The organism is Micromonospora sp. SL1-18, from assembly GCF_047921505.1.
Taxonomy (GTDB): domain Bacteria; phylum Actinomycetota; class Actinomycetes; order Mycobacteriales; family Micromonosporaceae; genus Micromonospora.
On record NZ_JBLROA010000108.1, the window covers coordinates 1 to 11,337 of the forward strand.

General features: G+C 68.7%; 8 protein-coding genes. 4 read left to right on the forward strand and 4 right to left on the reverse strand.

What is annotated here, in order from left to right; all coding sequences use genetic code 11:
• Positions 1-458 precede the first annotated feature (458 nt).
• Positions 459-1,298, forward strand: coding sequence for an alpha/beta fold hydrolase (locus ACNAW0_RS28735; protein WP_416291167.1), 840 nt, complete (start codon positions 459-461; stop codon positions 1,296-1,298).
• 260 nt (positions 1,299-1,558) lie between these two features.
• On the opposite strand, the gene ACNAW0_RS28740 is transcribed toward ACNAW0_RS28735, so the two are convergent.
• Positions 1,559-2,077, reverse strand: a complete 519-nt coding sequence (locus ACNAW0_RS28740) for a hypothetical protein (RefSeq protein WP_416291168.1) — start codon at positions 2,075-2,077, stop codon at positions 1,559-1,561.
• Between the two features lie 59 nt (positions 2,078-2,136).
• Positions 2,137-2,292 carry a hypothetical protein gene (locus ACNAW0_RS28745; protein WP_416291169.1) on the reverse strand — a complete coding sequence of 52 codons (156 nt, stop codon included), beginning with the start codon at positions 2,290-2,292 and terminating at the stop codon, positions 2,137-2,139.
• Between the two features lie 561 nt (positions 2,293-2,853).
• Here ACNAW0_RS28745 and ACNAW0_RS28750 point away from each other — a divergent pair.
• Both ACNAW0_RS28750 and ACNAW0_RS28755 read left to right on the forward strand, forming a co-directional pair.
• Positions 2,854-3,951, forward strand: coding sequence for a helix-turn-helix domain-containing protein (locus tag ACNAW0_RS28750; RefSeq protein ID WP_416291170.1), 1,098 nt, complete (start codon positions 2,854-2,856; stop codon positions 3,949-3,951).
• The gene (locus ACNAW0_RS28755; protein ID WP_416291171.1) at positions 3,948-4,496 is read left to right on the forward strand and encodes a hypothetical protein; all 549 of its coding nucleotides are present in this window, start codon (positions 3,948-3,950) and stop codon (positions 4,494-4,496) included. The genes ACNAW0_RS28750 and ACNAW0_RS28755 overlap by 4 nt, the downstream gene beginning before the upstream one ends.
• Before the next feature lie 635 nt (positions 4,497-5,131).
• Here ACNAW0_RS28755 and ACNAW0_RS28760 read toward each other — a convergent pair.
• Positions 5,132-9,289: a S8 family serine peptidase gene (locus ACNAW0_RS28760; protein ID WP_416291173.1), complete on the reverse strand. Its 4,158-nt coding sequence runs from the start codon at positions 9,287-9,289 to the stop codon at positions 5,132-5,134.
• Between the two features lie 154 nt (positions 9,290-9,443).
• On the opposite strand from ACNAW0_RS28760, the gene ACNAW0_RS28765 reads away from it, so the two are divergent.
• Positions 9,444-10,433, forward strand: coding sequence for a helix-turn-helix transcriptional regulator (locus ACNAW0_RS28765; protein WP_416291174.1), 990 nt, complete (start codon positions 9,444-9,446; stop codon positions 10,431-10,433).
• 200 nt (positions 10,434-10,633) lie between these two features.
• On the opposite strand, the gene ACNAW0_RS28770 is transcribed toward ACNAW0_RS28765, so the two are convergent.
• The gene (locus ACNAW0_RS28770) at positions 10,634-11,239 is read right to left on the reverse strand and encodes a YdeI/OmpD-associated family protein (protein WP_416291175.1); all 606 of its coding nucleotides are present in this window, start codon (positions 11,237-11,239) and stop codon (positions 10,634-10,636) included.
• Between the last annotated feature and the right edge of the window lie 98 nt (positions 11,240-11,337).

Below are 11,337 nucleotides of genomic sequence, written 5' to 3' on the forward strand. Positions count from 1 at the left end.
CTTGCTGGAGGGATACCAGCGGTCAGCGACCACGCGGGTGCCGCCGGTCCAGTCGCTCTTGTAGGTGAGGGTCATCCACGACGCGGTGGCTTTCCGCGGACCGGGCGGTGACCGGCGAACGCGACCTCGAGCACCCCTTCGCCGCCGGTCACCTCCGGCAGCATCCGGTGTAGCTCCTGAGCGTCCGCGGCGGTCAGAACCGTTGCCTTACGCGCATAGCCCGCGATGTAGGACCTCGATGCCGGCCGCGGCGAGTTTCTCCGGTGTCAGCGCACCGGAGGCGAGCGCCGGCAGCCCCGTCTTCGTGCCTGTTGTCGTGGCGTCAGCCTCGCCCGCCTGTTCGCGGAGCTGTAGATGAGTACGCCGCCGGCGAGCCACAACCGGTAGCGGGTGTCGATGTCGGTGAGCGCGATGTCGATCGGCAGCTTCTCCTCCCATGCCTGCGGTACCGTGCCGGCATGACCTCGGTACGGGCGAACGGTGTGGATCTCGGCATCGAGAGCTTCGGCCGCGAGGACGATCCGCTGGTCCTGCTGGTCGGCGGCACGACGATGCTGTCCTGGCCCGACGCGCTGTGCGAGCGGCTCGCGTCGGGCGGGCGGCGCGTGGTCCGCTACGACCTGCGTGACTCCGGCGCGTCGACGACCCTCGACCCGGAGAATCCGGCGTACGACCTGCGGGATCTCGTCGCCGACGCGGCCGCGCTGGTCGGGGTGCTCGGTGCCGGGACCGCCCATCTTGGTGGGGTCGGCGTCGGTGGGATGGTCGCTCAGGTCGCCGCGCTGGACCACCCGGACGTGTTCTCCGCACTGACCCTCGTCGGCACCCGGCCGGTGGCGCCGGGCCCGGTCGACGAGGACCTGCCGGACCACGACCCCGCGGTCATGGTCGCGCTGTTCTCCCACCCGCTGCCGGACTGGACCGACCGGGATGCCGTCGCGGCGTTCGCCGCCGAGGGTGCCGAGCCGATGGGCGACGATCCGGAGGAGGCGCGGGCGACGGCCGCCCGGATCTGGGACCGGACGCCGTCGAGCGATCCCGCGGTGCACCAGGCGAACCAGCTCGGGATGGTGTTCTCCCGGATCGACTGCACCCCGCGATGGCGGGAGCGCCTCGGTGAACTCGACGTGCCCACGCTCGTGGTGCACGGTCGCGCCGACCCGTTCTTCCCGGTCGGCAACGGCGAGGTCCTCGCCGCCGAGATCCCCGCGGCGCGACTGCTCGTCCTCGACGACATGGGTACCGCCCTGCGGCACGCCGCGGCCGACCAGGTCGCTGCCGCCATGCTCGCCCTCTGACCGCTCGGCTGGACGCACTGGGGTGCGAACGGTCAACCAGCCGGCGACTCGGTCGGACCGAGGTAGAGCTTGCGCACCGTCTGGTGCACCCACCACTCGGTGCGGTCCCCGGCGTAGAGCCGCACGACCCTCCCGGGCGCGAGCTCCAGGTCGCCGACCGGAGCCAGGCCATCGTGCGGACCGGGAGGTCGGCCTCGGCCAGCTCTGCCCGTACGGCTGGCCGGCCGCCGCGCCGGGCAGGCGCGGCGGCGGCCGGGAGATCAGGACGAGAAGCGGTCGACCACGTCGGGTCGGTTGGTCGCGGCGAACCGGCTGCGGACCTGGGGGCGGCTGGCCAGGAAGAGGAGGGCGACCGCCACTAGCGCCTTGGCGACGTTGATCGCCCGCATCCACCAGGGAAACGGCTGGAGCAGGGTCAGGCCGGAGCCGAGCAGCACGATTACCGAGATGAAGATCACCTGCCGGTACGCCTTTCGCTGGCCCCGCTGCAGCCCGCGGATCACCCACAGGTAGCCGAGCGCGACCAGCGCCACGGGTAGCACGCGGGACCACGCCGAGGAGCGCAGCGTCTCTCGGGCGGCGGCTAGGTCGATGCCGGCGGGCAGGTCGAGGTGGGCGAGCTGGTAGTCCAGCAGTTGCTCCTGCAAGACCAGCATCAGGACGGCGAGCAGGGCGCTCAGGGCCAGGTTGGCGAGCATGAGCACGATCATGCGGCGCACCTGCGGCGGCGTGGCCGTGGCGGCGTCGGGATCGGTGGCGGGGGTGTCCGGTGTCATCATCGGCAGGGATGAGATCACACGGCGCCTTCCCGCGCTGCCCCGGTATCCCGCCCGTCCGCTCAGCCGGTGAAGTCCCCGGCGACGGTGCGCAGCGCCCCGGGCAGCTCCGCCGCCGCCGACGCCGCGGTCCAGTCGACGAGCCACTGGGCCGCAACACCGCCGAGCATGGTCTGGTAGGCGCGCCGGCGACCCCAAGCCCGGGCAGCCCCGCGCAATCATCCACGTCGGCGTCGCGCTCCGCACGGCGTGGCTGCCTCGCGAGGGCCTCCGCGACCACCCGCGCAGCGAACGGTCCCTGACGTCCCGCTGCCGAGCCCAAGGCCAACGCCCGTACGCCGGGACGCTGCCCTGGCTGGTACCGCTCATCGCGCTCCCCTCGGCGGTCGGGTTGGTCGCCGCCCTACCAGTCGGTCGGCTGACCAGCCGCGAGGACGCTCCCCCGAGGGGGCGAGCGTATAGACCGTGGTCTCGGCTTTGACTGCCCAGGTGTGCGGCAGTCAATGCGTTCGCGCTCACGTGGGCGCTGGAACGGGGACGTGTAGGTCGTGCGCCTGCTGGCCAGTACCCGTGCAGCCGGACGACGAGCTTCGCCGGCTCGGCCCGCGGCTTCGGATGTTGGCCGCCCAAACCGCGCCCGACGCGCGACGGCCAAGCGCGGGTCATCCGGCGTCAGCAGGGTAAGGGTGTCTTCGTCACCGACCCCCAGACTTGGATGCGCGAACCCTGAACCTCCCTGTGTTGACCCATTCCGGCGCTGGGTGTGCGATTATCGCACCATGGCTGATGGCTGGGACTGGCCCCTCGTCGGTGAGCAGGTACGACAAGCCCGCCTGTCGTTGGGGATCTCGCAGCAGGATCTCGCGGCGATGGTGGGGCTAGACCGCACCATGCTGGCCAAGGTTGAGGCTGGCAGCCGCCGTTTGGACGGCTTGGAGCTGGCTCGGCTTTCCAGGGCACTGAAGGTGTCGATGGAGTACTTGATTCAGCCGCCGCCAGTGGTGTTGTCCCGACGGACGGCGCCGCTGACCGAGGAAACCGACACTGAGGCAGCACGGTCGTCGGAACGCCTCGAAATCGCCATGGTTGAGTGGCTGCGCAATGTCCAGCAGTTGCTGGACATTGGCGTATTGCGTACCCGTCCTCTGCTTCGCTACCCGCACCCGGTGGCATCCGAGGATGATGCGCGTCAGACAGCCCGGTGGTTGCGACAGCGGTTCGGGCTCGGCGATGAACCGATCGGCAGCATCATGGACGTCTGTGAGCGCGCAGGTCAGTGGGTTCTGGTCACCGACCTGCCAGGCGACGGCGCATCGCTCATCGAGGGCGACATCGCCGTTGCTGTCGTGAGCACTACGGGCGATCCTGGCCGCCGTCGGGCTACCGCTGCACATGAGTTGGGGCATCTCATCATTGGTGATGAGTATTCCGCCGACCTCGGCGTGAGTACCTCGCGTGCAGAACGGGAGGTGGTGATTGATGCCTTCGCCGCGGAACTTCTGCTGCCCGTGCAAGCGATTGCCGCAGCCGGAGCCCGCGGGACGGTGAGCCGGGATCAGATCGTGAGCTATGCGGCTCGATACCGTACCTCTTGGTTGCTGGCGTTGCGGCAGGCTGAGCAGGCAGGGACCATCGACCCAGAGACGCGTAGGTCCTGGAGTCAGATTCGGCCTACCCACGTGGAGTTCATGGAGGCGTTGGGCTGGGCACCGCAGCCCGACCTTGCGTCGGTACGGGTATCGCCCGCCTACGCAAAGGCCGTGATGGAAGCGTTGCGGAACAGGCGAATCACCCGGGCCAGGGCTCTGGAGTTGATGCATGGCCACATCGCCGAGGCGGATCTACCGCAGGACGACGACCTGGAGATCGCGCCGTGAGCCGCTCGGCGCAAGTCACCTCCGTCCTTGTGCTCGACACGATGGTTCTCAGCCACTTCACTCTCGCTGACCGGCTGGACGTCTTGCAGGATCTGCTGCTCGATGCCGATTGTTGGACGACTCAGGTGGTTCGGGAGGAGTTGCGGGCGGGATCTGAGGATCATCGTGAACTGGCCGTCGCTTGCGAGGTGGACTGGCTGAGCACTGCCCAGCTGGACACGCTCGATGAGGTGCGGTGCTTTACCAAATGGGCCGCGCGGCTCGGCTCGGGTGAGCGCGACCTCGGGGAAGCGTCCGTCCTCGCGGCCGCCGAACTGCGGGGAGGCGTGGCCATCACGGACGACAGGAACGCGACGCAGGTCGCCCGTGCCCACGACGCCCGCGTCCACGGCACCATCTGGCTTCTCGCGGGGGCCTGCCGGGACGGCAAGCAAACCCTGACGGCTGCGGGGAACCTCATTGAGGCACTGAGAGCAACCGGTGCTCGTCTGCCCTGCTCCGGAGCGGAATTCCCGGACTTCGCCCGTAAGCACAACCTCCTGTAGTCGCGACGCCAAGTACACCGAACGGGTCGACATACCGGGCGGGCTGATCCACGATGCCGCCGCGCTGCTGAGAGCTCCGACCGTGTCGATAGGATCGATCGAAGTCTGATCACGTGCCCCGGGTTCCACAGATGAGCCTCGCGCCTAGTACACGAAAAACCGGGCTGAGCTGCAGAAATGGATGAAGACACGATGAACCGTCGTGTCGCTAGGCGCCTTCGTTGTTGCAGGTCACGGGCCTGAGTCGTCCGGCATCTCGCTCGCGCAACCAGAGGTGCGTGAAGATCGTAACTGCAGTCGAGCATAGATGCACGTCTCATGATGTAGCCTGTCGATGACTTTTGGTAGCGCATATATACCGATACGCCCGATAAGAATGTCGGCAAACAGGCCGTTCCGGCGTTCGTCCTGCGATGCCCTGAGCTGGGAAAACGCGTCCGCCTAGTGACACGCTCGTCGTACTATCCTCAGCCTCCTTTTCCCAGGTCAGAGGCCAGCTTCACAGACCAGGCAGGGCGTCGATCTGTGGAACCCGGGCGTGCGACAGCGGGTTCGCCCAGACCCGCAGTGGGTGGGGTCCGAGCCGGCTGTGATGTCCGGGGAATTGCCGGGGCATCACAGCCGGCTCGGCAAGGTCAGCGCCGCGGCTTGACGTCGAACACGATCTGGATGGTGGGTGTTTCCCACGGAGTCCCTTCGCCGATCCGGACGTCCGCGACGTACCGTCCTGGCTTTGTCAGTCTGGTGGTGTCCAGCCGGGCCCGGACGGTCGTGTGGTGGCCTGCTTCGAGGACGTTTTCGTCCGGCGTCAGCTCCAGCCACTCCTGGTCGTCGGACGGCGCACAGTCGTAGTTTCCGGGCAGTTGCTCGACCGCAGGATCGCCTGCGGCGTAGCCTTCGGAGCCGCCGACTTTGAAGAACCCGCACGCCCCGGCGGTCCGGTAGAGCGCGTATGTCGAGTTCGGTAGCCGGGTCCAGGTATCGGTGGTCGGGTCGTAGGAGATGGCCTGGTTGGTGATGATCGAGCTCCGCTCGGCCGAGCCGCCCGCGATGACCAGTCGGCCGGCTGAGATCGACACTGCGCTGGCCCACAGGTCGACGGGCATGTCCGCCACCTGCTTCCACCGGTTGGTGTCCGGGTCGTACTCGTAGGTGGACAGCTTGTCGGCGCCGGGCCCGATTCCCCCGGCGCAGTAGACGTGTCCCCGCAGCCCGGCGCAGGAGGTCCAGGCGGTGTTCTGTGGGTAGTCGGCCAGCCGCGTCCAGGTGTCCGACTCCGGGTCGTACCGCAGGACGTCGGTGTTGCCGCAGTCGACGTCGCATCCGCCGACGACGTACAGCTGGCCGTCCAGTACCGCCGTGCCCGAGGCGGCATGGGGAGACGGGTTTACCGCCCCGGTCGTCCAAGAGTCCCTCTCGGGGTTGTAGATCAAGGTGCTCGCCACTGGGTTGAAGTTGTCCTCGCCCCATCCGCCGGCAATGACGAACATGCCGTCGATGAACGCACCGGACGGCCGCTGCCGCCCGTCGGGCAGGTCGGCGATCGGCGACCAGGCGCCGCTGGCCGGGTTGTAGGTGTACGCGCTGCGCAGCGGGGCACCGCTGCCGGTGGTGCCGCCAAAGGAGTAGAGCAGCCCGTTCTGGTATCCCGCGGCACTGTCCTTGATGCGCGATGGGTACGGGGTCAATGTGCGCCATGGGGCGTCAGCGAGCCGCGGACCGGTGATCGCTGCGCCGCTGCCGCTGGAGCCGCCCGTGCGCGACGGGCTAGCGGCCACGCGATGGGTGCGTAGCGGCGCGCCGCTACCCGCTGGGGTGTCGCGGACGGACCCGGGTGGCGGGGCGAGGCGCGCGACGTCGGCGCCGTCGCGTTCGTCCAATTCGAACCGGGCCGGGCCATCGCCGGTGTTGTTTATCTTGAAGGTCGCGGTCGCCTTCTCGCCGAGCGGGACACTCCGCTCGATGCGGTACGTCGAGGCCGTGAACCGGCCCGAGGTCAGCCCGATGTCTCGGCGAGTGACGCGGTCGGGTGACACGCGGGCGGTGACGACCGCCGTGTTGCGTTCGGCGGCCGATGCCGCCAGCTTCACGGATCCGGTGTTCGCGGAGAAGAGCGCGTAGAAGCCGTTGCCCAGCACGTCGTCGGTGGTTGGACCGCTCGTAGTCCACGCGTGCGGATCGGCGGTGGCCACCACCTTGGCGCCGTCGAGTGCCTGGCCGATCAACGAGGTCGTGGTGCGGCCGACCACCAATCCACCCGGCGCGGCCCGGCAGTCGCGTTCGCCGATGTACACGTCGTCGATCTGCCACCACCAGTCGTCACCGGCCAGCCAGTACCGGAACCGCACCCGCACGTCGGACTTGCCGCTCGCTGACGGAATCGGGACCGTGATCTTGCTGCTGCGCACGTCGCCCTTGGCCCGCCAGGCATTGCTCCACGTGGTGCCGCCGTCGGTTGAGATGTCGACGTCGGCACGCTCGAGCCAGTTGGCGTTGAAATCGGTGCGGAACTCGACGACTGGGTTGGCTGTCCGCGACAGGTCCACCGTCGGCGAGACCATTGACGTGTCCTGTGAGCCGGTCTGGCCGTACGCATCGCTGTCGACGACGGCGAAGCCGCCGGCACCGCCGGTCAGGTTGCCGTGGCGACCGGGGTCGTCGAAGGTCCATGTCTGGCCGGTCCGCGCCGCATCCACGACATCCCAGCCCACCGGCGCGGAGGTTGAGTCGAAGCTTTCGCGCAACCCGTCGCCGCGGCGGTACCCGGGTGCTGTGCAGGAGGCAGGGTCGACCGCCAAGGTGATGTCGCGTCTGGTGTGATCGGCGATCGTGAGGTCCATCGTGCGTGCCGTGTACCCGTCGTACTGTGGAGTCACCTTGACCTGGTAGTCGTCGCCGACGGGCACCGACATCCGGTAGGCGCCGGTCACCGGGTCCGTGAAGGTGTCCAGGGGCGTGCCGGCGATGCTGACCTGCGCGTAGAGCGGCCAGCCGTGACCCGAACCGTCGGTCACCGCGCCCTCCAACGGCACGCGCCGTGCCGGCGAGAGCTGGAAGTCTTTTGTCACCGTGGCGTCCGCTGTAACCTGGATGCCTTCGACGCCGTCCGTGACGTACCCGAAGGACCGGGCCGCGATGTCGTACGTCCCGGCGGTGAGCGTCAGCGCGTAGTGGCCGTCGGCGTCGGTGACAGCGGTCCGCGACGTCGACCCGGTCAGCGACACCGTGGCCCCGGCGATCGGCTCATCCGACCCGGTTGCGGTGACCCGGCCACGCAGGGTTCCCACGTCCCCCCGGGGTGAGGCGGTAACCGCTGCCAACGCATCGAGCCGGCCCTCGCCGTAGACGTTGTTGTCCTTGGCGTTGCCGCCGCACTGGTCGTCGGCGACATCCCGGGCGCCGTCATCGAGCAGTTGTCGGGTGGCAGCCACGTCGCCCAGCAGGGACGGCGCCGCCGACCACATCAGAGCGACCGTGCCCGCCACGTGCGGTGCGGCCATCGAGGTCCCGCTGTACACCCGGTACCCGTCGGTCGGCACACTCGACCGCACCGCCGTTCCCGGGGCGGAGATGTTCGGCTTGGTCTCGCCCGACGAGCCGGGTCCGCGGCTGGAGGTGGGGGCGATGATTCCGTTCTCCGCGTAGTTCCCGACCGAGTACGCCTCGGGGTATTCGCCGGGCGCACCGGTGGTGCGGCACTGCGGTCCTTCATTGCCGTTGGAGAACACGGGGAAAATGCCCGAGGCCACCCAGGCCCGCACGAAGTTTTCGTACCAGTCGTCGCCGCCGGGACCGCTCCACGAGTTGTTGACGATGTTGGGGCGGCGGGCCGGATCGGGATTTTCTCCCCGTAGGTCGGTCGGTGCGAGCACCCACTGGGCGGCTGCCGTCAGCGACGACTCGGAGCAGCCGCTGAACTCGCATCCCTTGACCGCGATCCACTGTGCCCCGGGGGCGACACCGATCCTGGCGCCCTCGCCGCCGTCGCCGACCATCGTTCCCATGGTGTGGCTGCCGTGACCGTTGTTGTCACACGGCTTAGCGGAGGGACGACCGCAGATCGACGCGGGATCGAACCAGTTGTAGTTGTGGTCGAAGGTGCCGTTGCCGGTGTTGCCACGGTACGAGGCGGCCAATGCGGGGTGATCGAACTGGACGCCGGAGTCGATGTTGGCAACGACAATCCCGTCGCCGCGGTCGTCGAAATGGTCCCAGACCTGGTCGGCCTTGATGTCGGCGACGCCCCACTCGACGCCGGCCGCTGCTGCGGTCCGCAGCGCCGGTGCCGGCTGTTCGAGGGCGAGGACGCCCGCCTGCCGAACCTTCGTCACCGTGTTCTCCGCGGCCGCCAGCGACGCGACCCGGCGGTCGCCCCGGTGCACGTGGATGGTGTTGTCCACCCAGTACGAGTCGTACTCAACGCCCGCGTCGTCCAGCATTGCCGCGACCTCTGCCTGGCTCTCCCGGGCGGTGTTCTGCAGGGCGGCCACGACGGCGGCGCCCCGCCGCGTCCAGTCGTCAATCCGGGCCGCCTCGGTCAGGTCAGCTTTCGCGTCAAACTCGATGACGAACGGTTCGGAGCCGGGTGCCTCGAACGCCTGGGCGAGCGCGGGCTGGATCTTGTCCACTCCCGGCTCTCCGGACGGTGTCTGGCCGCTCCAGGCGGCGGGTGCCGCGGCGGCCGGCGACGCGGGCACGGTGATGATCACCAGCGCGGTCAGCAGCAGCGCCACGGCGCGGCGGAGCCGGTGACGTGCCGGCGGTACGACCGGCGAGTGGGCAAATGCGTTCACGGTGGTCCGATCGATCGATACGGCAGTTGACCTTGACACCCTGACACCGCGGAATATCGCCGGTCTAGACTCCTCCGTGGCCGGGAGAGGCCATCGGCCGGTCCCGGCCACTGCACACACATCCCCGACGTCCTAATCAAAGTGGAGGCAAGCGGTGGGCCCCGCGCGCGAAGCCCACGAGCCAGGTGAGCGGCAACTCGCAGCTCTCGGCATTCCCGACATCGACGAACAGATCTACCGCGTACTGCTCCTGAATCCGCGTAGCAGCCAGCAGCAGCTCGCCGACATGACCTCACTCGCCACCGCACGCGTCGCCTCTGCCTTACGCAGGCTCGAAGCTCTCGGGTTCGTGGGGCGGGTCGAAGGCCGGCCGCGACGCTACGTCCCGACCATCCCAGATGTCGCCGTCGAAACCCTGGTACACGTCCGCGAAAGCCAGTTGCTCGGAGCCCGTGCCGCTGTGGCCGACCTGATGGGGGAGTACCGTGCGGGCCGGCAGGACGACCCGGGAGAACTAGTCGAGATCGTCAACGGGGAACGAGCGGTGGCGCAACGGTTCGCCGAAATCCAGAACTCCTGCACCACCGAAATCCTGCTGTTCGACCGGCCGCCCTACTCCGCCGGACCGGACAACCCGCAGCAGAGCGAGGTACTCACCCGCGGGATCCGCTGGCGCACGATCTACTCCGCCGAATCGCTGGAGCGGTACGGTGCCCGCGCCCATGTCCGAGAGCTGTCGGCGCAGGGCGAGCAGGCGCGGTTGCTACCGCGCCTGCCGATGAAACTGGTCATCGCCGACCGCCGCGTCGCCCTGATACCGCTCATGCTGGAGACAGGAATCCGGCAGAGTGCGGTGATCCGTCGTTCAACGTTGCTCGACGCCTTGGTCACGCTGTTCGAATTGTACTGGAGCCGGGCGCTGCCGCTCGACGCCCAGCAGCCCGCCGAGACGGGTGCGGTCGACGATGAGGACAGGCAAGTGCTCGCCCTGCTGGCGGCCGGCGCCAAGGACGAGGCGATCGCCCGCGAGTTGGGCATCGGCGTGCGTACCCTTCGCCGGCGCATGCAGCGCCTGCTCGCCGCGCTCGACGCCGACACCCGCTTCCAGGCCGGCCTGCAGGCCTCACGCCGCGGGTGGCTCTGACAGGTTTCGCCGAATTCCTTGAACCGTGCCAGAATTCGCTGCGCGAGGGCTGACCTGCGGTCGACTGCCCAGTGGGCCCATCCGGGCTGAGCCAGGCGCACTCTCCTGGGAAGGACCTGTTCGCTGCACGCACCCCTCGTAACACATCCGGGACGCTTGGTCAGCGGCTAAATGAGTGCACATGATCATGAACATGCCGATTACGGCGAGGTCGGAGGCATGGCCTTTTGCGGGTAAATCGTCTCGTGACGGGCCAGCATGGCAACGAACTCGCCGATCTTCCGCTCGCGGGTCTGCGCCCGTTTGACGGCATTGACTCGGTGGATGAGAGCGAACCGGTTGGTTTTGGTGAGTACGTCGAACATCGCCTGGGCGGCGGGGTCGGCAGCGATGGCCGCGAGTAGGTCGGCCGGCACCTCGGCTTCCGACGGCGGGGCGTAGGCGGCTGCCCACCGCCCGTCCGCCTTCGCGGCTTCTACCGCAACGCGGCCTGGGGGCAGCATTCGCCCCTGCGCTTCCAGCCGGGCCACGTGGGCGACGTTGCGTTGTGACCAGGAACTGCGGGGCCTGCGAGGGGTGAACCGGATCCAGGAGGTTTCCTGATCCCGTTTACGGGCCTGCCCGTCGATCCAGCCGAAACACAGGGCCTCGTCGACCGCCTGCTGCCACGTCAGCGTCGTGACTGTGCCGCCCTTCTTGGTCAGGGCGAGCCAGACACCGGGCGACGTGGCGTGGTTGGCCGACAACCACGCCCGCAGCGCCTCAGCGTCCGCAACGATTAACTCATCCAGTTCGGCGCTGCCCATGGCTGCAGGCTATCGCTGCACCATTGTCGCAGCCTCTGCCTGTGGGCCAGACCGACTCGCCGGGCTGCCAGCGCGCCGGTCGCTCGGCGGGCAGCCGG

Bases quoted from the DNA above. Each gene is read 5' to 3' on its own strand.
- ACNAW0_RS28770 (WP_416291175.1), bottom strand. From the start codon at position 11,239: ATGGGCAGCGCCGAACTGGATGAGTTAATCGTTGCGGACGCTGAGGCG.
- ACNAW0_RS28735 (WP_416291167.1), top strand. From the start codon at position 459: ATGACCTCGGTACGGGCGAACGGTGTGGATCTCGGCATCGAGAGCTTC.
- ACNAW0_RS28750 (WP_416291170.1), top strand. From the start codon at position 2,854: ATGGCTGATGGCTGGGACTGGCCCCTCGTCGGTGAGCAGGTACGACAA.
- ACNAW0_RS28740 (WP_416291168.1), bottom strand. From the start codon at position 2,077: ATGATGACACCGGACACCCCCGCCACCGATCCCGACGCCGCCACGGCC.